Annotated in this window: 20 protein-coding genes; 14 read left to right on the plus strand and 6 right to left on the minus strand. The window is 70.0% G+C overall.

From position 1 onward, the window contains the following. Positions 1-197: 197 nt before the first annotated feature. The 9 genes from RV986_RS43080 to RV986_RS43120 all read left to right on the plus strand — a co-directional run bounded on the left by RV986_RS43080 (position 198) and on the right by RV986_RS43120 (position 9,685). Positions 198-452 carry a hypothetical protein gene (locus tag RV986_RS43080; RefSeq protein WP_475922583.1) on the plus strand — a complete coding sequence of 85 codons (255 nt, stop codon included), beginning with the start codon at positions 198-200 and terminating at the stop codon, positions 450-452. A gap of 203 nt (positions 453-655) precedes the next feature. Continuing rightward, positions 656-3,325 (plus strand): LuxR C-terminal-related transcriptional regulator, encoded by a 2,670-nt coding sequence (locus tag RV986_RS43085; RefSeq protein ID WP_475922584.1) that lies wholly within the window; start codon positions 656-658, stop codon positions 3,323-3,325. Between the two features lie 96 nt (positions 3,326-3,421). Continuing rightward, on the plus strand, positions 3,422-4,222 hold the full coding sequence (locus tag RV986_RS43090; protein WP_475922585.1) for a HipA family kinase: 801 nt from the start codon (positions 3,422-3,424) through the stop codon (positions 4,220-4,222). Next, complete coding sequence (locus RV986_RS43095) at positions 4,219-4,602, plus strand: DUF3037 domain-containing protein (protein WP_475922586.1); 384 nt, start codon at positions 4,219-4,221, stop codon at positions 4,600-4,602. Before RV986_RS43090 ends, RV986_RS43095 begins: the two co-directional genes overlap by 4 nt. Before the next feature lie 159 nt (positions 4,603-4,761). Next, positions 4,762-5,523: a 3-oxoacyl-ACP reductase FabG gene (gene fabG, locus RV986_RS43100; protein WP_475922587.1), complete on the plus strand. Its 762-nt coding sequence runs from the start codon at positions 4,762-4,764 to the stop codon at positions 5,521-5,523. Positions 5,524-5,540: 17 nt separating this feature from the next. Further along, a complete protein-coding gene (locus tag RV986_RS43105; protein WP_475922588.1) occupies positions 5,541-6,302 on the plus strand; it encodes an SDR family oxidoreductase in 762 nt (253 codons plus the stop codon). Between the two features lie 211 nt (positions 6,303-6,513). After that, the gene (locus RV986_RS43110) at positions 6,514-8,094 is read left to right on the plus strand and encodes an ABC transporter substrate-binding protein (protein ID WP_475922589.1); all 1,581 of its coding nucleotides are present in this window, start codon (positions 6,514-6,516) and stop codon (positions 8,092-8,094) included. A 128-nt stretch (positions 8,095-8,222) separates the two neighbouring features. Then, positions 8,223-8,906, plus strand: a complete 684-nt coding sequence (locus tag RV986_RS43115; protein ID WP_475922590.1) for a uracil-DNA glycosylase — start codon at positions 8,223-8,225, stop codon at positions 8,904-8,906. A gap of 179 nt (positions 8,907-9,085) precedes the next feature. Beyond that, positions 9,086-9,685: a hypothetical protein gene (locus tag RV986_RS43120; protein ID WP_475924645.1), complete on the plus strand. Its 600-nt coding sequence runs from the start codon at positions 9,086-9,088 to the stop codon at positions 9,683-9,685. 22 nt (positions 9,686-9,707) lie between these two features. Here the strand turns inward: RV986_RS43120 and RV986_RS43125 are convergent, their stop codons facing one another. Both RV986_RS43125 and RV986_RS43130 read right to left on the minus strand, forming a co-directional pair. Next, the gene (locus RV986_RS43125; RefSeq protein ID WP_475922591.1) at positions 9,708-10,178 is read right to left on the minus strand and encodes a hypothetical protein; all 471 of its coding nucleotides are present in this window, start codon (positions 10,176-10,178) and stop codon (positions 9,708-9,710) included. A gap of 130 nt (positions 10,179-10,308) precedes the next feature. After that, positions 10,309-10,821 (minus strand): DinB family protein, encoded by a 513-nt coding sequence (locus RV986_RS43130; RefSeq protein WP_475922592.1) that lies wholly within the window; start codon positions 10,819-10,821, stop codon positions 10,309-10,311. Between the two features lie 197 nt (positions 10,822-11,018). Here RV986_RS43130 and RV986_RS43135 point away from each other — a divergent pair, with 197 nt between their 5' ends. Beyond that, positions 11,019-11,930 carry a Gfo/Idh/MocA family protein gene (locus RV986_RS43135; protein ID WP_475922593.1) on the plus strand — a complete coding sequence of 304 codons (912 nt, stop codon included), beginning with the start codon at positions 11,019-11,021 and terminating at the stop codon, positions 11,928-11,930. Here RV986_RS43135 and lnt read toward each other — a convergent pair. From lnt to RV986_RS43150, 3 genes are all read right to left on the minus strand, one after another. Continuing rightward, complete coding sequence (lnt, locus tag RV986_RS43140) at positions 11,848-13,470, minus strand: apolipoprotein N-acyltransferase (RefSeq protein ID WP_475922594.1); 1,623 nt, start codon at positions 13,468-13,470, stop codon at positions 11,848-11,850. The two genes, RV986_RS43135 and lnt, sit on opposite strands and share 83 nt — an antisense overlap. A gap of 155 nt (positions 13,471-13,625) precedes the next feature. Next, positions 13,626-14,111, minus strand: a complete 486-nt coding sequence (locus tag RV986_RS43145; RefSeq protein WP_475922595.1) for a nuclear transport factor 2 family protein — start codon at positions 14,109-14,111, stop codon at positions 13,626-13,628. Between the two features lie 242 nt (positions 14,112-14,353). Beyond that, positions 14,354-16,417, minus strand: a complete 2,064-nt coding sequence (locus RV986_RS43150; protein WP_475922596.1) for a restriction endonuclease — start codon at positions 16,415-16,417, stop codon at positions 14,354-14,356. A gap of 205 nt (positions 16,418-16,622) precedes the next feature. On the opposite strand from RV986_RS43150, the gene RV986_RS43155 reads away from it, so the two are divergent. The 4 genes from RV986_RS43155 (at position 16,623) to RV986_RS43170 (ending at position 20,166) form a co-directional block, all read left to right on the plus strand. Next, positions 16,623-17,324: a maltokinase N-terminal cap-like domain-containing protein gene (locus RV986_RS43155; RefSeq protein ID WP_475922597.1), complete on the plus strand. Its 702-nt coding sequence runs from the start codon at positions 16,623-16,625 to the stop codon at positions 17,322-17,324. Between the two features lie 357 nt (positions 17,325-17,681). After that, positions 17,682-17,927 (plus strand): hypothetical protein, encoded by a 246-nt coding sequence (locus tag RV986_RS43160; protein WP_475922598.1) that lies wholly within the window; start codon positions 17,682-17,684, stop codon positions 17,925-17,927. A gap of 191 nt (positions 17,928-18,118) precedes the next feature. Then, complete coding sequence (locus RV986_RS43165) at positions 18,119-19,252, plus strand: hypothetical protein (protein WP_475922599.1); 1,134 nt, start codon at positions 18,119-18,121, stop codon at positions 19,250-19,252. Between the two features lie 173 nt (positions 19,253-19,425). Next, positions 19,426-20,166 (plus strand): SDR family NAD(P)-dependent oxidoreductase, encoded by a 741-nt coding sequence (locus RV986_RS43170; protein WP_475922600.1) that lies wholly within the window; start codon positions 19,426-19,428, stop codon positions 20,164-20,166. A 55-nt stretch (positions 20,167-20,221) separates the two neighbouring features. On the opposite strand, the gene RV986_RS43175 is transcribed toward RV986_RS43170, so the two are convergent. Continuing rightward, positions 20,222-20,401, minus strand: coding sequence for a hypothetical protein (locus tag RV986_RS43175; protein ID WP_405878241.1), 180 nt, complete (start codon positions 20,399-20,401; stop codon positions 20,222-20,224). Positions 20,402-21,388: the final 987 nt, after the last annotated feature.

Raw genomic sequence — 21,388 nt, forward strand, 5'->3', positions numbered from 1 at the left:
ACGGTCAGCCCGTCTGCCCTGTTCAGGAGGTTGAGGACTTCTTGACCGAATTGACAGCGGGGCGACAGGCGCCGCGATCGCGGAGACCGTCGCTCGACGGCGAGGAGCGTCTGCCCGCACACCCCCGGCGGGGGCCGGTCACGCGGTCGGGGTGTCGTACGCGGCTCTGCTTCAGGATCAGGAGGGGGGTGCGTCCGATGATGGGCCGAGTCGTCGGGAACCATGCGGACGACCTCGGTGTGCCTCAGGTCGCGGTGCTCCATGAAGGCGGCGATGTCGTCGCGGTAGGCGTCCAGGACATCGGTGTCGGTGGCGTCCCGTGGAAGGTCTCGCACGGGCCGGCGGTCGAACCGGGCGCCCCATCGGCCGAGTGCGGAGGTGATGCGCCCCGGGTCACGGGTGGTCAGGAGGGGATCGTCGACGGACGTGAGGGGCAGGAGCGTGAGCAGTGACATCGCGGGGCCTTGCCGGGTGACGGGGTTCAGGCGGAACGTCATGCTCTTCCTCCCCGTCTCCCCGCATGAAGATCTCTGCCGTGCCGCCCCGGCCCGACGGCAAACTCACCGTCGCTCAGCCCTGCCGCCTCCGTACATCGCCACCGGCGTGCCAGCCTGAGGGAACTCGTGTCAGTAGTGCCGCGAAGTCTGGAGTGGGCATGCTGGAGTCGCCGTGGCCGTTCGTGGAACGGGACCGGGAGCTGGAAGCCTTCGAGTGGGCATGGCGCGGGCGTTCGTGCCGCACCGTGGTGGTCTTCGGGCAGGCCGGAGTGGGCAAATCGCGACTGGCCGATGAACTCTTCACCCGGGCCCTGGACGGAGAGTCCAAGGGGATCCGGGTCACCGCGAGCGCCGCGGCCGCGGCCGCGCCGATGGGCGCGGTCGCCCATCTGATACCGGCAGGCGTGGACCTGTCCGACCCGGTCTCCGGGTTCGCCGAGATCGCCGGGCTGCTGGCCGGCCCTCAAGGAGACCGACGGCGGGTGGTCCTGGTGGACGACCTGCACCTGCTGGACAAGGCGTCGGCCGCGCTTCTGCGCCATCTGCTCGACGCCGGCGCGATCCGGTTGATCGCCACGGTGCGCACCGGCGGTCCGGTCTCGGACGCGGTCGAGGCACTTGCCCGGGGGGATTCGGTCTGCCGGATCGACCTGGAACCCTTCGATCAGGACGGGGCGGAACGACTGTTGCGCGCCGCGCTCGGCGCGCCGTTGGGCCACCGCACCGTCCACCGCCTGTTCGAGGCCTCCGGGGGCAACGCCCTGTACGTGCGTGAGCTGGTGCACGGAGCGCTGAAAGCCGAGACGCTGTCGAGCGACGGAGAGATCTGGACACTCGCCGAAGGAGCACTGCCGACCACGCCACGGCTCGGCGAGCTGATCAGGGCACGCCTCACCGCCGTGGAACCCGCCGCGCGCAGAGTTCTGGAGTTGCTCGCGGTGTGCGGGCCGGTGTCGTTGGCCGACGCGGCCTCAGCCGCGTCGATGGACATGGTGGCCGAACTGGACGAGGCCGGACTGGTCCACGTCCAACAGGACGAGCGGCGCGCACTCGTCGTCCTGGGCCACCCGCTCTACGGAGAGGCTCTGCGCGAGGACCTCTCGCTCGTACGCCGTCGCACACTGCTGCTCCAGCAGGTCGAGAGGATCGGCGCGCACGGCGGCCGGCGCCACGACGACGCCCTGCGTGTGGCCATCTACCGTCTGGCCGCCACCGGCACGGCCGATCCCGGGCTGCTCCTCCGGGCAGCCGCCCTGGCCCGCCATGTTCACGACTACGAACAGGTCATAGCCCTGCTGCGGACTCTTCCCGAGGCGGACCGCACGTACCGGTCCTTCCTCCTCCAAGGAGACTCCCTCTGTCAGCTCGGGCGCTGGCAGCCGGCGGAAGAGATGCTCGCGGAAGCCCAGAGCCGGGCCGCGTCGGAGGAGGACAGAACCGCCGCGGCGATGGTCCGCACCTGGAACCTCTTCTGGGTCGCCGCACATACCCAGAAGGCGTTCGAGGTCAACGAGGCCGCCCGTCGGCACGTCACCGGCCGTGCGTGTCGACGCCTCCTCACTCTCAACGAGGCGTCCCTGATGACTGTTTCCGGCCGACCGGCCCAGGGCCTGGCGCTGCTCGACGGCCTGGAGGCCGACATCGAGGAGTCCCAGGACATCAACTCCTGGCTGGTCGCGGCGATGTCCAGGACGGCAGGGCTGGCCTACGTCGGACGGACCCGCGAGGCGGTCGACTGGGGACGGTCGAGCCACGCCGCCCACCTGGAGGCGAACGATCGGACACTGGGCCCCGCACACCCGGCGTCGCAACTGGTGCCGGTGATCTTCGCCTTGACCGACGCGGGGAATCTGGCGGAGGCCGCGAACGTGGCGGACCGCATCCTCACCGACCTGGTGGACACCGACTCGGCCCAGACACGCGGATGGGCCGCGGCCTTCCGGGGCAGGGCGGCATGGCTGGCCGGCGACGCGGCCACCGCACGCCGCTGGTACGCCGAGGCCATCGCCCAGGGCCAGATCCATCACCAGATCCGGCCGTTGTTCCAGTCCTGGGGAGGCCTGGCCGCCGCGGCCGCGTTGCTCGGCGACTTCGACACCGCTGAGGCGGCCCTGGTCAAGATGCGGACCTACCCGGTCATGGGCCACCAGGCAGGTGAAGAGCGCCTGGGCGAGGCATGGCTCAAAGCCGCCCGCGGTCACCTGCCTCAAGCCCGGAGCGTACTGGCCGAGGCCGCCGCGGACGCCCGCGAGACCGGACAACTCACCTCGGAGATGCTGCTTCTGACGGACATCGCCCGACTGGGCGGCGCCAAGGAGGTCACCGGACGTCTGGCCGAGCTGAGCAGGCACTGCGACGGGGCGTTCGCCCCGGCCCGTGTCCACCTCAGCGCCGCTCTGGCCGCCGACGATCCCGACCGGCTGATGGCGGCGGTGGACGAACTCGGCACCATCGGGGCGTACTTGCTCGCCGCCGAAGCCGCGACGTCGGCCGCCGCGGCATGGCGCCGGGCGGGCCACTCCCGCCGCGCGACCACCGCGGGCCAACTGGCCCGCTCCTTCGCCGCCCGGTGTCCCGGGGTGAGCACTCCCATCCTCACGACCGCGGAGGCCACCCACACCTTCACGGAACGTGAACGCGAGATCGCCCTTCTCGCTGCCGCCAACCTGCGGAGCAAGGAGATCGCCGAGGTGTTACACCTGTCCGTACGTACGGTCGACAACCATCTCCAGCACGCCTACGTCAAACTCGGCGTCAGTACGCGCCGTGAACTGGCCATGAAACTCGGTCAGGCCGATTGGTCCCATCAGCCACCACAGCCACGATGAGCCGTACGACAGCCACGATGAGCCGTACGACTGCGGTGCCGACGAGGTGCTCGGGACACGCGTTCTGAAAGATCGGCTGCCGGATAGCCTGGCCACATGCTCAGAGAAGTGATCGCGACCCGCTACGTCACGCCCCTGCGTGAGGGCGGCTCGCTGCCGGGGCTCGTCGAGGCCGACGATCTCGGGACGTACGTCATGAAGTTCACCGGCGCGGGGCAGGGGCGCAAGACACTCGTCGCGGAGGTCGTCTGCGGTGAACTCGCCCGTCGGCTCGGCCTGCGCGTGCCCGGCCTGGTGACGATCGGACTCGACCCGGTCATGGGGCTCGGCGAACCCGATCAGGAGGTTCAGGAGCTGCTGAAGTCGAGCGGCGGACGGAACCTCGGGATGGACTACCTCTCCCGCGCGATCGGCTTCGACTCGCTCGCCTTCGAGGTGACTCCGGAGGAGGCCGGGCGGGTCGTCTGGTTCGACGCGCTGGTCAACAACGTCGACCGCTCCTGGCGCAACCCCAACCTGCTGATGTGGCACGGCGACCTGTGGCTCATCGACCACGGCGCCACCATGATCTGGCACCACCACTGGCCCGGCGCGGCGGCCTCCGCCGCCAAGCCCTACGACGCCGCCGACCACGCGCTCGCGCCCTTCGCCCCGGACGTCGCCACCGCGGCGGCCGAGCTGGCGCCGCTGGTGACCGAGGACCTGCTGGCCGAGGTGACCGCCGCGATCCCGGAGGAGTGGCTGGCCGACGAACCGGGCTTCGACTCGACGGACGCGCTGCGGCGCGCCTACGCCCGGCCACTGCTGGCGCGCGCCGCCGGTATCCACGAGCGGATCACAGGCATCGAAGGCATCAAGGGCAGCGAGAGCCACACGGGCATCGAGGGGGCCAAGTGAGCGAGCGGGACGTCTTCGAGTACGCGCTGCTGAGGATCGTGCCGCGCGTCGAACGTGGCGAGTGCTTCAACGCCGGCGTACTCGTGTACTGCCGCGCCAAGTCCTTCGTCGGGGTGCGTACGCATCTGGACGAGACCAAGCTGCTGGCCCTGGATCCGGAGGCCGACGTGGCCGGTGTACGGGCCGCGCTGCGGGCGGTCGAAGGGGTCTGTGCGGGTGGGAAAGCCGCAGGTCAGGCCGCTGGCGACGATGCCGGACGGCGCTTTCGCTGGCTGATCGCACCTCGTTCGACGGTCGTGCAGCCGGGCCCCGTGCACACCGGGCTCACCGCCGATCCGCAGGCGGAGGCGGAGCGATTGCTCCAGTTGCTGGTCAGGTGATGGATCACACGTGCGCCGTGTGCCGTTGACACCGGGTGCCAGGGCTTCTAGCGTCACGTCTGCTGAAGGTACTAAGCGGTTGCTCACTGGACGGGCGTACCGTGTGAGCCGCAGGGCATGTCAGGCCGCAGGGCTTTTCAAGGGCGAGGAGAACCAGCAATGTCCACCACTGAGCAGCGTGTCGCCGTAGTCACCGGTGCCGCGCGCGGCATCGGCGCCGCGACCGCCGTACGACTGGCCGCCGAGGGCCGCGCCGTCGCGGTGATCGACCTCGACGAGGCAGGGTGCAAGGACACCGTCGAGAAGATCACCGCCGCCGGTGGCAAGGCCCTCGCGGTCGGCTGCGACGTCTCCGACGAGGCCCAGGTCGAGGCCGCGATCGCGCGCATCGCCGAGGAGCTCGGCGCGCCGACCGTCCTGGTGAACAACGCGGGCGTGCTCCGCGACAACCTGCTGTTCAAGATGGCCGCGTCCGACTGGGACACGGTCATGAACGTGCATCTGCGCGGCGCCTTCCTGATGGCGAAGGCCTGCCAGAAGTACATGGTGGAGGCGAAGTTCGGCCGGATCGTCAACCTGTCGTCGTCCTCCGCGCTCGGCAACCGCGGCCAGGCCAACTACTCCGCCGCCAAGGCCGGTCTGCAGGGCCTCACCAAGACCCTCGCCATCGAGCTCGGCAAGTTCGGCGTCACCGCGAACGCCGTCGCGCCCGGGTTCATCGCCACCGACATGACGGCGGCCACCGCCGAGCGCGTCGGCATGGGCTTCGAGGAGTTCCAGGCCGCCGCCGCCACCCAGATCCCCGTGCAGCGCGTCGGCAACCCCGACGACATCGCCAACGCCATCGCCTTCTTCACCGGCGAGGCCGCCGGATTCGTCTCCGGCCAGGTGCTGTACGTGGCCGGCGGACCGCTCAACTGACGCCAAAGGACACGGACATGACCACCCTTCCCGAACTCTCCGGCAAGGTCGCGCTGATCACGGGCGCGAGTCGCGGCATCGGCTACGGCGTCGCGGAGGCCCTTGTCGCGCGCGGTGACCGAGTGTGCATCACGGGCCGCAACGAGGACGCCCTGAAGGAGGCCGTCGAGGCGCTCGGTGCCGACCGCGTCATCGGCGTCGCCGGCAAGGCGCACGACCTGGCCCACCAGGCCGCGGTCGTCGAGCGCACCATGGAGGTCTTCGGCCGCGTCGACTACCTGGTCAACAACGCCGGTACGAACCCCGTGTTCGGCCCGATGGCCGACCTGGACCTGGACGTGGCGCGCAAGGTCTTCGAGACCAACGTCATCTCGGCGCTCGGCTTCGCCCAGCTGACCTGGAAGGCCTGGCAGAGCGAGAACGGCGGCGCGATCGTCAACATCGCGTCCGTCGCGGGCATCTCGCCCTCGCCGTTCATCGGCGCGTACGGCATCAGCAAGGCCGCCATGATCAACCTGACCGTGCAGCTGGCGCACGAGTTCGCGCCCAAGGTGCGGGTCAACGCGATCGCGCCCGCCGTCGTCAAGACCAAGTTCGCACTGGCCCTGTACGAGGGCCGGGAGGCGGAGGCGGCCGCGTCCTACCCGCTCGGCCGGCTCGGCGTGCCCTCCGACATCGGGGGCGCCGCGGCCTTCCTCACCTCGGCGCAGTCGGACTGGATCACCGGGCAGACGCTCGTCGTCGACGGCGGCATCTTCCTGAACGCCGGGGTGGGCTGACGGGGAGCCCCGAAACAGGACGAACTGAGCTTCGACGCGGGTGCCGATGGACAGAATCGGCGCCCGCGTCGGCGTATGAGAGACACCCAGTCGAATGACAACGTAGTCACAAACGCGCTGATCAAGTGCCCTGCCAGGAACACCCGTTGCCCGGCTGGGCGCTGCGGTATGGTCTGCCGACCCTTGGTACGGCAGATCGAGGAGCGTGCGCGTGTTCAACCGGAACCGATGTCTGCGGCAACTGGTGGCGGTCACGTCCATGGCCCTGGCGGCCGGGTGCGGCGTCCTCTCCCCGGGGTCGTCCGACGACAAGGGACCGATCGTCGTGGGCACCACCAGTTCTCCGAGCACGCTGGACCCGGCCGCCTCCTGGGACGGCTCCTGGGAACTGTTCCGCAACATCTACCAGACGCTCCTGAGCTACCCTTCCGGGGCGGCGGCGCCCCAGCCCGACGCCGCCCGGAGCTGCGCGTTCACGGACGCCACGAACCTCGCGTACCGCTGCGAGCTGCGCTCCGGCATGAGGTTCTCGGACGGGGACCCGCTCGACGCCGAGGCCGTCAAGTACTCGATCGACCGGATCAGGAAGATCAACCTGCCCAGTGGTCCCGCGGGGCTGCTGGGCAGCCTCGACCGGATCCAGGTGCTCGGCGAGCGCGAGGTCGTCTTCCACCTCAACAAGGCGGACGCCACCTTCCCGTTCGTCCTCGCCACGCCGGCCATGTCGATCGTCGACCCCGAGGACTACCCCGCCCGCTCGCTGCGCAAGGACGGCAAGGTCTTCGGGTCCGGGCCGTACAGCCTGCGCTCCTACGAGGAGGGCAAACGGGCCGAACTGGTCAGCAACGACCACTACAAGGGCTTCGCCCGGCGCAAGAACGACGCGGTCACCATCCGCTACTTCCAGGACTCGGCACAGATGGTCGAGGCACTCAGGGACAAGAAGATCGACGTCACCTTCCGTGGCCTCGCCTCCAAGGACGTCGTCTCGCTCCGGAGCCACGCCGGGCGGGAAGGCCTCCAGCTCGTCGAGGGCGCGGGCACCGAGATCAGCTACCTGGTGTTCAACCCGAAGGACCCGTGGGCCGGGAAGCCGGCGGTCCGCAAGGCGGTCGCCCAGATCGTCGACCGGGCGGCGATCGCGCACAAGGTCTACAAGGACACCGTCGAACCGCTGTACTCCATGGTCCCCGCGGGCCTGACCGGGCACACCACGGGCTTTTTCGACGACTACGGGGACCCCAGTTCGTCCAAGGCCCGGCAGATCCTCCTGGAGGCGGGCATCACCGACCGCGTCCCGCTCACCCTCTGGTACACGACCGACCGCTACGGGTCCGAGACCGCCCCGGAGTTCCAGGAGATCAAGAGCCAGCTGGAGGACTCCGGCCTGTTCCGTGTCTCGCTCAACGGCCGCCCCTGGAAGACGTACGAAGAGGGGTACCGCAATGGCGAGTACCCGGTCTTCGGGCGTGGCTGGTTCCCCGACTTCCCGGACGCCGACAACTTCATCGCGCCCTTCGTGGGCCGGCAGAACGCGCTCGGCACGCCCTATCCGGCGCCGCGGATCACCGACATCCTGCTGCCCGCGTCGCGCCGCGAGAGCGACCGCGCGGCCGTGGTCGAGGAGTTCGAGGAGGCCCAGCAGATCCTCGTCGACGACGCCCGGCTGTTGCCACTGTGGCAGGGCAGGCAGTTCGTGGCGGCGAACGAGGAGATCTCGGGCGGCGAGCAGGCCCTGGACCCCTCGACGATCATGATGATGTGGGAGCTGCACCGCAAGACCAGCTGGTAGATCGCCGCCCGGCCACGGGCGGACCACCGGCAGGTCCAGTGGGGGCGGTATGGGGCGCGGGGCCGATTGTCAGTGGTCGCCTGTAGGTTCTGAGGCCTGGAAGTGACCGCACATCGGAGGAACTTGACGTGACCGACACCGCCATGCTGCCCGAGTCCTGGCGCGGCGTCCTGGGTGACGAACTGCAGCAGCCCTACTTCAAGGAGCTCACCGAGTTCGTCGAGGAGGAGCGCGCCAAGGGCCCGGTCTACCCGCCGCGCGAGGAGGTCTTCGCCGCGCTGGAGGCGACGCCGTACGAGCGGGTGAAGGTGCTGGTCCTCGGCCAGGACCCGTATCACGGCGAGGGCCAGGGCCACGGCCTGTGTTTCTCGGTCCGTCCCGGAGTCAAGACCCCGCCCTCCCTGCGGAACATCTACAAGGAGATGAAGGAGGAGCTGGGCACCCCGATCCCGGACAACGGCTATCTGATGCCGTGGGCCGAGCAGGGCGTCCTGCTGCTGAACGCGGTGCTGACCGTGCGTTCCGGTGAGGCCAACTCGCACAAGGGCAAGGGCTGGGAGAAGTTCACGGACGCGGTGATCCGGGCCGTGGCCGAGCGGCCCGACCCGGCGGTCTTCGTCCTGTGGGGGAATTACGCGCAGAAGAAGCTCCCGCTCATCGACGAGGAGCGGCATGTCGTGGTGAAGGGCGCGCACCCCTCGCCGCTCTCCGCCAAGAAGTTCTTCGGCTCCCGCCCGTTCACGCAGATCAACGAGGCGGTCGCGGCGCAGGGGCACCAGGCGATCGACTGGCGCATCCCGGACCTGGGCTGATACCGACTGACGTTTTCCGGCCCGGGGCTGATCGGGACCTGGGCTGATCGGGGCCGGGCCGGGTGGGGGTCCGGGCCGGTCGTCACGGCGCCGGGCCGGCGGTGTACGGGGCGCCTGAGCGTGATTGTCAGTGGGTCCGGTTAGCGTCGGAAGGGACAGTGACGAGCCTGGAGGACGCGGTGGCGGAGCAACAGGAGCAGGTGGCGCCGGACGCCATGATGACCCGGATCGGACAGGTCGTCATGCTGCACCACGGCGGCGACCGCGAGGAGGCTCGGGGCCGCTTCCTGGACCTGTGGGCGGAGATCGGTGAGGACGGCGACGCCCTGCACCGCTGCACCCTGGCGCACTACATGGCGGACACACAGGACGATCCCGCGGACGAACTGGCCTGGGACCTGCGCGCGTTGTCGGCGGCCGAGGAGCTCACCGACGGCAGGGTGGCCGAGCACCACCAGTCGCTCGCGGTGCGCGCGTTCTACCCGTCGCTGCACCTCAACCTCGCGGCGGACTATGTGAAACTCGGTCGCTCCGAAGCCGCCCGTAGCCATCTGCGCCGGGCCCGCGGTGCGGTCGGCGCCCTCGGGGACGACCCCTACGGGGACGGTGTGCGGGCGGCGATCGGCCGTCTGGAGCTGAGACTCGACGGGGAGGGCCGCTCGCACGGAGGGCCGGGGGAGGGGCCGGGCACCGTCGAGGGGTCCGGCACCGTCGAGCGGCCCGGTCCCTTCGGCGGGTCCGGAGGGGAGACCCTGGGGCCGCCGAGACAGCGCCCCTAGATCCTGCGGACACCGGCCGTGGTCAATGCCCGTACGACCCCTTGCAGATGACCGCCTCCGGACTGTCCGCCTTCCAGCCTCCGTACTTCCGGCCGAGGGCACACACGTCGGTGTTGTTCGGCTGCTCGGGGGCGACGTCGGTGCGGGGTGCGGGCCGATGGGGCAGTGGGTGAGGGTGAGGCTGCGGGTGTGGGTGATGGGCGGCGCCCGGGTGGCGCGGCGGGGCCTGCGGGGCGGCGGGTGCCGGGACGGGCGTACGGTGCGGCGCCGGAGCGCTCGGTGACGGCTTCCGGGACGGCCCGATGAGTTCCAGCGCCTCGCGCGCCGGTGCCTGCACGATCTGCGGCCCGGCTCTGCCCTCCGGACGCGGCGACGGCAGGGCGGGGGAGGGCGGCAGGGCGGGCGAGGGCGGTCGTTGGACGGTCACACAGCCGGAGAGGGCGGCGGTGGCCACGGTGACCAGGAGCGTTGCGGCGGTCGTCGTTCGATGCACCCGCTCAACTCTGGTGTGTCCGGCCCGCTTTGGGGAGCGGACGAGTGGAGGATGCCCCACACGGGTGATCCTTCCGCACCTCCGGAGGGCGCCGGCGCCCGCACGGTGACCCGCCGCCATGAGCCCTGCCTCACTCGCCGGTGGCGCCGTCGATCCGTTCCCGGATCAGATCCGCGTGACCGTTGTGACGCGCGTACTCCTCGATCATGTGGGTGTAGATCCACCGCAGGTTGATGGGGTCCTCGGAGAACCTGCTCCTGACCTTGCCGACGTCGTCCAGCGCGAAACGAGCTGCGTTGCGCCGGGCGATCCCGATCTCGGCCTGCCAGGTGGCGTACGCCTCGTCCCAGGTGTCCGCGTCGGTGAGATGGAACTCTCCGTCCTGGTCCTCCTCGCTGTAGTAGATCGGCCCCGGATCGTCGCCCACCAGAACCTTGCGGAACCAGCCACGCTCCACCTCCGCCATGTGCCGCACCAGACCGAGCAGGGACAACTCGGAGGGCTCGACCGAGGCGGTTTTGAGCTGGGCGTCGTCGAGGCCCGCGCACTTCATCTCCAGGGTCTCGCGGTGGTGGTCGAGCCAGCCCTCCAGCATGGACCGTTCGTCGGCGTTGGTGGCGGGTTTGGTGCGCTGCTTCGTCATGCCCGTATTTTCTTCGAGCGCGCGGCTGTTCACCAGGGCTTTTCCTACCCCCCGACTGTCGCCGAGTCCCTGCCCGCCTGCCACGGCGGCCGGGTCGCGCTGTTCCTGCGGAGCTTCGACGGCATCGTCGACCGGCGGCCGCCGCAGCGGCCGTATGCTTCCGGCGAGGCCCGCGTCGGCGACTGAAGGAGGGCCCCGTGAAGGTCGGCTGTATCGGACTCGGCGACATCGCGCAGAAGGCGTACCTGCCCGTGCTCGGCGTCCAGCCGGGGGTCGAGCTGCATCTGCAGACGCGGACGCCCGCGACGCTCGCCCGGGTCGGCGACAGCCTCCGCCTGCCGCCGGAACAACGGCACACCGACCTGTCGGATCTGCTGGCGCAGAACCTCGACGCGGCGTTCGTGCACGCGGCCACCGTCGCGCACCCCGAGATCGTGACGCGGCTCCTGGAGGCGGGCGTGCCGACGTTCGTCGACAAGCCGCTCGCGTACGAACTCGCCGACTCCGAGCGTCTGGTGCGGCTCGCGGAGGAGCGGAACATCAGCCTGGCCGTCGGCTTCAACCGGCGTCACGCGCCCGGGTACACGCAGTGTGCCGATCATCCCCGCGACCTGATCCTGATGCAGAAGAACCGCATAGGGCTGCCCGAGGACGTGCGCACGATGATCCTCGACGACTTCATCCACGTCGTGGACACCCTGCGGTTCCTGGCGCCCGGGCCGATCGACGACGTGACCGTGCGGGCCCGCGTGGAGGGCGGCCTGCTGCACCACGTCGTGCTGCAACTCGCCGGGGACGGTTTCACGGCGCTCGGTGTGATGAACCGGCTGAGCGGCTCGGCCGAGGAGATCCTCGAAGTCTCGGGGCAGGACACCAAGCGTCAGGTGGTCAACCTCGCCGAGGTGATCGACCACAAGGGGCAGCCGTCCGTGCGGCGGCGCGGCGACTGGGTACCGGTGGCCCGGCAGCGCGGCATAGAGCAGGGCGTGCTCGCCTTCCTCGACGCCGTACGCGCGGGCAAGGTGCTCAGCGCCCGTGACGCGCTGGCGACCCATGAACTGTGCGAGCGCGTGGTGCACGCGGTGCGGGAGCGGTCCGCCGCAGTCTGAGCGCCCGCGCCCCCTCCGTCGCGCACAGGGCCGCCAGGATCAGCAGAGCGGCGTGCACCGGCCAGTCGCCGAACCGGACGTACGGGGTGACGCCCCGCGCCAGCGGCACGTCGTACACCGCCGCCGCGCTCGCGTCCGTGCCGAGCCAGGAGCCGATCCGCTCGCCGCTCGGACCGTAGACGGCGGAGACACCCGTCAGCGTCGCGTGCACCGTCGGACGACCCGTCTCGGCGGCCCGCAGCGCGGCCAGCGAGGCGTGCTGCTCGGGCGCCCAGCTGTGCTGGAAGGTCGAGGTCGAGGACTGCGCGAGGAGCACCTCGGCGCCGTCCTGGGCGAGATGCCGGCTCATGTCGGGGAATGCCGTCTCGAAGCAGACCAACGGGCCGACCCGCAGCCCGTGCCCGACGTTCATCACCACCTGCTCGGTGCCCTTCCTGCGGTCCTCACCGGCCGCCTTGCCCACCGAGGTGGCCCAGCCGAGCAGAGAACGCGCGGGTATGTACTCGCCGAAGGGCACCAGCCGCATCTTGTCGTAGCGGTCGCCGGTCGGGCCCCGCGGTCCCACCAGGACCGAGCTCTTGTAGATCCCCGGCCGGTCGGAACGGTGCGCGTCGACGTTCACCATGATGTCGGCGCCGGTCAGACGGGACAGCGCGGCGACCCGGCTCGCCAGGTCGGGGCGGTCGGCCAGGTCGTAACCGACGCTGCTCTCGCCCCAGACGACCAGGTCGACGTCCTGCCCGGCGAGCGTACGGGTGAGCGATTCCTCAAGCGCGAAGCGCTTCTCGGGGCTGTCCTTGCCGCCGACCACCCCGGGCTGTACGACGGCGATCCTGACCTGGCCGTCCACGTCCGGGCGCGGCGACCACACCCAGGCCGCCGAGGTCGCGGCGGCCGTCGCGACCAGTCCGGCGACAGCGGGCATACGGGACTCGCGCACCGCTACCAGTACGGCGACCGCGACATTGACCGCCACCACCAGGAAGCTCAGCAGCCACACCCCGCCGACCGACGCGAGCCGCAGTGCGGGCTCCACCTGCCACTGGCTCGACCCGAGCAGCCCCCAGGGCCCGCCGAGGCCCTGCCAGGACCGGACGAGCTCGACCATCAGCCACCCCGACGGCAGCACGACGAGCGCGGCAGCGACCCGCCCGCCCGACGGCACCCCGGCGAGGAACCGTCGTACGAGCCAGCCCCAGGGCACCCACAGCGCACCGAGCAGCGCCGCTATCACCACCGTGAACACATGCAGGCTGGGCAGCAGCCAGTGGTGCACCGCCAGCATGAAACCCAGCCCGCCGAACCAGCCGTCGTACGCCGCCCGCTTCCCCGTCGGGGCCGAGCGGGCCAGCAGAATCCAGGGCACTAGGGCGATGTACGCGAACCACCACAAGGACGGGGCGGGAAAGGCGAACATCGGCAGTGCGCCGGCCAGCGCGGCGACGATCGCGCGCCGCCAGGGGGAGGCGAGCCAAAGGGCGGACCCACCGCCGAGCCATCTGTCGGGCCAGCGGCCGGACCAACGCTCGGGCCTCTTCATACAGTGCCTCCCTCCCCGCGGGATGCCTCCAGTGTGCGCGTCGGAGACGATCTCCGACAGAGGGCCTCCTGCCAGGGCTTTCAGGTCAGGGCTTCGAGGTCAGGGCTGTTCGGCCGGGACCGTTCGGCCAGGGCTGTCAGGCCGGGGTGATCCGCTCAGGTGGCGGCGGGTTCCTGGTGGGGCTGTGGGGTGCGGCGCCATTTCTCCTGGACGACGACCTCGCGCAGGCGCCAGCCGAGATCCGTACGCACCAGCCCGAAGGCGTACCGGCCGCCGCACACGAAGTCGGGCGCGGTGGAGCCGCCGTCGTCACCCGCGAACCGCATCGGGTTGATGTAGTCCGCCTGGATCCGGGCCGTGTCGCCCGTGTCCTGGTCCAGCACCCCGAACCGCAGCCGCCGGTTCACGATCAGATGCTGGCGCATGGGGAAGAGCTCCATGCTCCGCGCCAGCCACCCCGCCACCTCGTCGGCACCGCCTTCGATGCCGCCTGCCGACCGGTAGTCGGCGCGTCCGTCCGGTGCGAACAGCCTCCGGTACGTCTCCCAGTTGCCGTCGTCGACCGCCACCGCATACTCGGTGACGAGTCCGTCCACCGCGAACCGGTCCATCACGGTCGCGAGCTCCACACGCTGCGTCATCGGCTCAGTGTTGACCACAGGGCGTGCGCAGCCAAGGGGAGTGCACCGATATTCGGCAGCCACGGCGTGTTGCTCCTGCCGCCCCTGATCCCGTGAACAGGACGTTTCCCCTCCGCGTGGAAGCCCGACTGCTGCCATTCCGGGTCTGGTGCCGGGCGTGGTGCGGATCATGTGGTACCCGAAGTCGGTGCGGGCGCGCTCGGCCTCACCACGCCGTGCAGCGACTGTGACCCATGGGGGATCTACTCCACCTCGATGCCGAAATCCTGCACGAGCTCTGCGAGCCCACGCGTGTAGCCCTTGCCGCCCAGGACGAAGTCCCAGTCCCCGTTCGACCGTCGGCGGAAGGAACCGAGCACCAAGGCGGTCTCGTCCGGCCGGCCGTCGGAGACTTCGAGCTGTCCCAGCTCGGTGAGGCTCGGGCCGAGCAGGCGGATGCGGGCGTCCGTGAAACCGGAGAGGTCTGCCTCGGGGTTGACCTCGGGGTCGATGGCGGCCACGAGCACGAATCGGTCGGCTTCCTCGGGCAACCCGTCGAAGGACACACAGATCGCGGCCTTGTCGGGCGCGGTGGCCGGAAGGGCACGTACAGAGCCGTCCGGTGTCCGCGGATTGTTGAAGAAGACGAAGTGTTCGTCGCTGAGGACGCGATTGCCGCGGCAGACGAGAGCACACACGTCCAACGCGACGCTTCCGGTCCAGGACATGCCCAGGACGTTGTAGTCGTCGGGCAGGCGGAGGTCCGGAGCACCCGACGGGGTCGGCCGAGTCGAGGATCGACGGCCGCCCTCGCCCAGTCGTCCACGCAGCCCATGGCGATGCAGCAGGTCGACGAGTTCAGTACCCGAGATCAGTTCCAGCGGCTTGCCGTTGGCGAAGGTGTGCGAGCCAGGGCCGAACCCCGACGTCGTCACCAGGACGCCCTTGTTGGCGCCGGCGTCCTGCACGGTCCCGTACAGGTCACGCACAGCGGTGGGCGGTACCGTGCTGCGGTAGCGCTTGACCTGCACGACGATCTTGCCGCCGCGGATCGGTGTCGGATCCAGCGCGTCGACGTCCACCCCGCCGTCGTTGGAGCGTTGGGTGGTGACCGCCTGCATCCCCATGGTCCGGAAGAGATCGGCGACGAGATTCTCGAAGGCGATCGGATCCATGTCGTACAGGTCGGGTTCCTCATCGCCGCCATGAGCCACGACCCGGTTCCCGACGTCCTGCGGCCGGCGGCTGGGCCGCACCGGCGTGAGCTGGTCGGGCCGGGCCGAGAGCTGCCCGTGCAGTGCGTCGGCCAGGCAGCTGCCCGCGTCGACCTGCGCCAAGTGCAGGTCGAGGAACGTCGAGTGCGACGCCATGACGGTCGCCAGGTAGATGTGGCCCGGTCGGCCCGTCGTAGGGTCATGCCCGTCCACGAACCCGTTCAAGGTCACCGACTCGAGCGCGCCCGGCTCATCCGCGGCAAAGAGTTCGTGCAGGACGAGGAGCATGCACTGCGCGAGAACCTCCCGGTACAGGGCCCGCCGCTGGCCTGCCGGTCGGGGGGTCTCCTTGTCCTGGTCCACCCCGGACATGTACCGGACCGATTTGACCTCGGGGACGATGCCGACGGCGGGCAACTCCCAGTCCAGCACCAACTGGCGAGCTGCCGGATCGTAGGCTGCCGCCACCTGACGGGGGAAACCCTCCGGCCACGCGGTCGAGGCATAGAGCGCGGCGGAGAAGTACTCGACCACGGAGTCGGGATCGCGACGCCTCACACCTTCGGTCACCTCGACGACGCCGGCGTTGTGCCGCCGCACATCCGCCAGCTGGGCATCTGCCCACTGCTGGTACTCCCGTTGGTACGCGGCCAGTTGATGTTGCCGCTGAGTCTCCGCCGTCCGGGCGGCGCTCCAGTCCCGCTCGAAGCGCGCCCGTGCTTCGGCCTGCGCTTGGGCCCGGCGACCGGCAGTCCACCCGCTCTGCGTCTGGTAGTGGTTGAAGTCCGGCATGGGCACGGGCTGTGCCAACGGCCCTGGAGCGAAGGGCTGGACCTCTTCGGGGCGCGTGAGGGACGAAGCCCTGAAAGGCGGAGCCTGACAACCCGAGGCGAGAAGACCTTGGAGCGACGCAACTTGTGCGTCCAGTTCCTCCGTGCGACGCAGTGCCTCCGCCTGTCGGTACTCGCGGTGGCTCTGGGCGGCCCGCCGCTGGTAGGCACGTGCTTGCTGGGCTTCCTGCCTCCGCCGTCTGGCTTCGACTTCCTGCTGACGCTGCTGCTGGCGTTGTACTTCTGCCCAGACTCCGACCAAGCCGGTAGACCGACGACTCATGTGTTGCGGGCCCTCCCCGAGGCGCTCTGGTTGTCCCCACAACCAGGTGTAACGAGACGACTTTATCCAGTAACCGCCGTTTCGCGTATCCACTTGTCAAAGGCGACGCGCTCGCGCCATCGCCGCAGGCCAACGCGACTGGGGGTAACCCGGTTGTTGCCGCGTCTGAGGGGAATCCCGTGCCGGCGGACGACGTTCACGAAGCATGGCTGTCATCCACAGGACCACACTGACGCCCAGCAAGCTGGAGCTGCTCGCGGGCTGGCTGCCCAGGCAGCCGTGGTACGTCGACACGGCGAGTGAGCCGCACCTGAGCAAGGCTGGTGGTTTCCGGCTCGATGATCCGCAAGGGGAGGTGGGAATCGAGTTCATGGTGGTCACGGACACGTCCGGCGAGCGACCGCGCTCCTACCACGTGCCGCTCAGCTACCGCGGGGCGCCGCTCGACGGAGCCGATCAGGCGCTCATCGGCACGACCGAGCACGGGGTATTGGGAAGACGGTGGGTGTACGACGGGACCCATGACCCGGTCCTCGTCGCTCAACTTCTCGGTCTCCTCCAGGGCCGCGCCGTGCCGCAGGCTCAGAGCGAGACCGACACGCCCGCCCCCTCCGTCACGAATCACTTCACCGGAGTCGGCTTCTCGACCGTGGTCGTGTCGACGGCCGTCGACGACGGGCAGCACCGCACCGCCGTCGTGGTGGAGACCAAGGAAGAAGACGGGCCGGACGGTGGGTTGGCGGGAACCCTGACCATCGACGTGATCCGTGTCCTTCAGCCCGACGAGCAGGTTCCCCGCACCATCACGGCCGGGGAGGCGCGAGGACATGTCGTTGCCGACTGGCGCCTGCCGAACGGCGACGAAAGCCGCGGCACGTTCGTCCTCCTCCGCGACACGGCGCGTTGACCTGACCACCGTGCCGGCCGCAGTCCCGAACAAAGGCCTGTGGCCGGCACTGGGACGTGTGTGCGCGAGCGCCCTGCCTGCCCTGCCGCGGCGCCGGTGTACCCAGCACATTCAGCGGCTCGACGTCCCACGCTGCCCTCGGCGGCCCGCCGACCACCCAAATGATCACTTATTTCATAGGTTCTAAGAATTCTCCTAGGCCCCTCCCGCCGAGACTCGTCACACGAACCCCGCGTCAGCGTGGCCCGGGGTCGAAGACGGGAGACTCACGTGAAGCTGGCCTTACGCCTCAGCGCCTGCGCAGCCTTAGTTCTCGGAGGGGGTTTTGCACTGGCCCCCGCAGCCCAGGCGGCCTCGGTGTCCACGACGGCCTCGGTCTCCACGACGGCCTCGGCCGACTACGTCTGCAAGAGCTTGAGTATCCGGTGGGTCGTCGCCCCGTTCCCCTGGTCCCCTGCCAACTGGTTCGTGCTCGGGAACGGTTGCACCGGTCCCACCCTCCAGCAGGAGATCTACCGCACGATCACCGACGGCACCGATACCTGGGGCTGCCCCTTGTGGGTTGCGCCCGGCGGAGGTCTGAACTGTACGAAACTCAACTGATCCCCTCAGGAGATGCGCGCCGGTACCCCGCTCGGCGAGGGCGCGCCGGCGTATCCACGATCGCGGGGTGGCCGCAGATCGTGGTCCGGGCTGCCGGGCTGCCGGGCTGCCGGGCTGCCGGGCTGGCGGGCTCATGCTGGGACGAGGCGGGGACACGTTCGATGTCAGTGGCCCCGTCTACTCTCCCGATCATGAGCAGGTGGATGCGGAACACTCAATTGGTCGCAGAACAGGCCGCCCGGTTCCGGGCCCTCGCGGAGCGTGGCGAGCTGCAGGAGTTGTCCCGCGCCGTCATGCGGGCCGCGTGCCAGAACGGCTCCATGACGGGCGTGGGGCGCGAGAACATGGAGCTCTTGCGGGCATTGCCCGACAAGGACCGGCTTGAGCTCGCGGGCATATGGGCCCGTTGGCACGGCCACGTGGAAGACGATTGGACGGCGGGGGAGTTCAGGCGGGACCTGGACTACCTCCGCACCGAACTGCTCATGGTCGCCTCTGGAGTTGTCCGCGGTCTCGACGGGGATCTGCTTGCTGCCGAACGCCGTGACCAGCTCTCCCGGTTGAGAGACCAGTGCTTCATCTGGTCGAACCATCGGGTCTGGGAACTGGCCGATGCGGAACTCGCCGCCGGGCGTACTCCCGATCCGACGATACTGGCGGCCTTTCGGCGCACCAACGCGGCGGCGAACCAGCCAGGTTGCCGGCGCACGCAGGTGGCCGCGAACGGCACTGAACCCGGGATGCGCGAACTGCTGGCCAAGTTCCCCGGTCCGGTGCTCAATCCCGGGGAACCGTGGGCCGAGCAGGCGCTCAAGGAAGCGACAGCCGGAGGAGAGTCGTGGCAACGGCTGCTGGCCCATGCCGCTCCCGCGACCGCCGGCGCACCGTCGGCGAAATGGGAACGGACCGGATTGAGCCTGCTGGACGCCGTAGGCCCGGAGGAGGCACGGCGAGCGGTACTGAGGTGGTTCGAACTGGCTGGTCTGGATCGAACAATCCCGCTTCTCGGCCATCCGCACCTTCCGTTCGATGTGAACGCACGCTTCGACCCCTACAACTCCCACGTTCTGCGCGGACTCGCCTGGATGCTCTCCTTCCTTCCGCCTCGGCCGGACACGGTCCATGCCCTCGTCGGCCTCGTCGAGACCTCCCTGGACCATCGGTCCGGAAACGCTCCCCGCTCGCCTCAAGTGGCCGAGGCGGGCATCGTCGCCTTGGCCCGGATCGGGGACCGGACGGCACGGTCGGAGCTGGAGACCCTGAGCAGGTGGGTCACGCACAAGGGCACTTCGCGGCGCATAGACACAGCACTCGCTGCCTACTGATCGGTCGAGGGCGGCGTGTTGGCGCACCCGCGCCCGCTCGGTGTGAACGACGTGTTCGTGCCCGGTTCGAGTGGGCATCGGTGCCCGGGGTGCGTCCGCGATCGTAGAGTGATCGAAAACAAGTACGAGCTCGCTGTGGACCCGGATCGCCAGTTCGCCACCAGGAGGCACGTATGACACGTCATGTCACCGTCGTCACGGGCGGTAGCCGGGGGATCGGTGCCGCGACCTGTGCGCGGCTCGCGGCGGACGGTCACGATGTGGCGGTGGGGTACGTGCGCGACGGCGCGGCGGCGGAGTGGACCGCGAGCACCGTCCGCGCGGCGGGGGCACGCTGTGTCACGGTGCGGGTGGACACCTCCGACGCGGATGACGTCGAGCGGCTCTTCGACACGGCGGCGGACCGGCTGGGCCCGGTCACCGGGCTGGTGAACAACGCCGGTGTGACCGGTCCGCTCGGCAGACTCGCGGACACCGACCCCGCCGATCTGCGGCGCGTGCTGGACGTCAACCTCCTGGGCACACTGCTGTGTTCGCGGCGGGCCGCCCGGTCCATGGCGGCCTGGGGGAGCGGTGTCATCGTCAATGTGTCCTCGGCGGCCGCCACGCTCGGCAGCCCCGGGGAGTTCGTCCACTACGCGGCCACCAAGGCCGCCGTCGACGCCCTCACGGTGGGTCTCGCCAAGGAACTCGGCCCGGACGGCATCCGGGTCAACGCGGTCGCGCCCGGCATGATCGACACCGAGATGCATGCGACGAGCGGTGATCCGGGCCGCGCGGAGCGGGCTGCCTCGTCCATTCCGCTGCGCCGCGTGGGTCAGGCCGAGGAAGTCGCCGCCGCCATCGCGTGGTTGATGTCGCCCGAGGCGTCGTACACGACGGGGGCGGTGTTGCGGGTGTCCGGGGGACGGTGAGCCTCGACGGGGGGTGGTCACCCCTCGGGCTGCGCGCAGATTCCCCTGCCCGGTCTCACGCCGCCTCGATGATCTCTCCGCGTATCGCTTCCGCCCACTTCACGACCAGCAGCTCGTACTCCGCCCGCTCCTGGGCGGACAGGGAGCCGCCCGCGCGCGTCCACAGGGCGCGGATCTGCTCGTTTAACGCGGCAGCGGACCGCACGGAACCAGAGGGCATGAAATCGGGGGACATGAGACCAGCCTAGGGGCAAGGACTGACACTGCGCTACCGGGCGGCTACTCAGCCCGTATGTGGTTCGTCACGGCCGAAGTGGAATGGCGTGGCAGGACGTGGAGGGCGGGGAATCGACGGGAGCGGGCTCTGTCGCTCCGGGGGCAAGAAGGCCCGAGTCGCCGCCCGAGTAGCCGCCCGGGGCGCCGGTCGCCGGACGTTCGCGCGGCCGGTCGAGGCCCGCTCACCGTCGCTCGGCCCAGACGCGGGACCAGTCCGAACGAGGGCCGTCGCCGCGACCGGGTCGCTGCCGAGCGGGGTGAGGTGCCAGGCCGGCGGGGTTGTCGAAGCCGTTGAGGCCAACAAAAACGAATTGGCTGAAGTCGTCGACGCGGCGATGCCCGTCTCGCGGAGTTCCGTGAGGCGGCTGGGCAGGGCGCTGGAGGACATGTCGTCGCAGCGGCGCCGGAGCTCGCGGAAGCCGATCGGGGCGGCTGGTGCCGTGGGGCTTCATGCTCAGGCGCAGCGTCCAGCCTCGGCCGAGGAGATCCAGCGCCGCCATGAGGGGACGGCGGGTGGCCGAGCCGCGTACGGGGTGGCTGGGCGCGGGGGTACCTGCGCCGGGGCCTGCGCTCGGGTCCGTACCCGCGGTGGGGTCGCCGACGGCCAGGGTGCCGGAGGCCGGGGCGTCGGCGGTCGCGGTGTCCGGCCCCCCGGCAGCCGGACCCTGTAGGCAAATCCGCAGCGGAGCCATCCTCCGTGGAAGTCGTGAGCACTAAATCGATTTAGTGCTCACGACTTCCGGCACACATGCTGGGCAGCCGACATGACCGACCGGATTCGCCAACAGCATCCGGCAGCCGAGAGGGGCGGTGCCGTTCGGCGCGGATGTCGAGCCGAGCGAGTGCCTCTCCGTGCCCGAGCGCGTACCTTTCGCTGGGAGCCGCCCACTCCTCAGCCATGCGCTTCGACTTCGGAAGCGCAACGTCGCGCGCCATGAGGCAGCGC

This window comes from Streptomyces sp. RLA012 (assembly GCF_056270325.1).

Excerpts from the sequence above, each read along its gene's own strand:
- RV986_RS43080 (WP_475922583.1), top strand. The coding sequence starts at position 198 with ATGATGGGCCGAGTCGTCGGGAACCATGCGGACGACCTCGGTGTGCCT.
- RV986_RS43085 (WP_475922584.1), top strand. The coding sequence starts at position 656 with ATGCTGGAGTCGCCGTGGCCGTTCGTGGAACGGGACCGGGAGCTGGAA.
- RV986_RS43090 (WP_475922585.1), top strand. The coding sequence starts at position 3,422 with ATGCTCAGAGAAGTGATCGCGACCCGCTACGTCACGCCCCTGCGTGAG.
- fabG (WP_475922587.1), top strand. The coding sequence starts at position 4,762 with ATGTCCACCACTGAGCAGCGTGTCGCCGTAGTCACCGGTGCCGCGCGC.
- RV986_RS43105 (WP_475922588.1), top strand. The coding sequence starts at position 5,541 with ATGACCACCCTTCCCGAACTCTCCGGCAAGGTCGCGCTGATCACGGGC.
- RV986_RS43130 (WP_475922592.1), bottom strand. The coding sequence starts at position 10,821 with ATGACGAAGCAGCGCACCAAACCCGCCACCAACGCCGACGAACGGTCC.
- lnt (WP_475922594.1), bottom strand. The coding sequence starts at position 13,470 with ATGAAGAGGCCCGAGCGTTGGTCCGGCCGCTGGCCCGACAGATGGCTC.
- RV986_RS43145 (WP_475922595.1), bottom strand. The coding sequence starts at position 14,111 with ATGACGCAGCGTGTGGAGCTCGCGACCGTGATGGACCGGTTCGCGGTG.
- RV986_RS43150 (WP_475922596.1), bottom strand. The coding sequence starts at position 16,417 with ATGAGTCGTCGGTCTACCGGCTTGGTCGGAGTCTGGGCAGAAGTACAA.
- RV986_RS43155 (WP_475922597.1), top strand. The coding sequence starts at position 16,623 with ATGGCTGTCATCCACAGGACCACACTGACGCCCAGCAAGCTGGAGCTG.
- RV986_RS43165 (WP_475922599.1), top strand. The coding sequence starts at position 18,119 with ATGAGCAGGTGGATGCGGAACACTCAATTGGTCGCAGAACAGGCCGCC.
- RV986_RS43170 (WP_475922600.1), top strand. The coding sequence starts at position 19,426 with ATGACACGTCATGTCACCGTCGTCACGGGCGGTAGCCGGGGGATCGGT.
- RV986_RS43175 (WP_405878241.1), bottom strand. The coding sequence starts at position 20,401 with ATGTCCCCCGATTTCATGCCCTCTGGTTCCGTGCGGTCCGCTGCCGCG.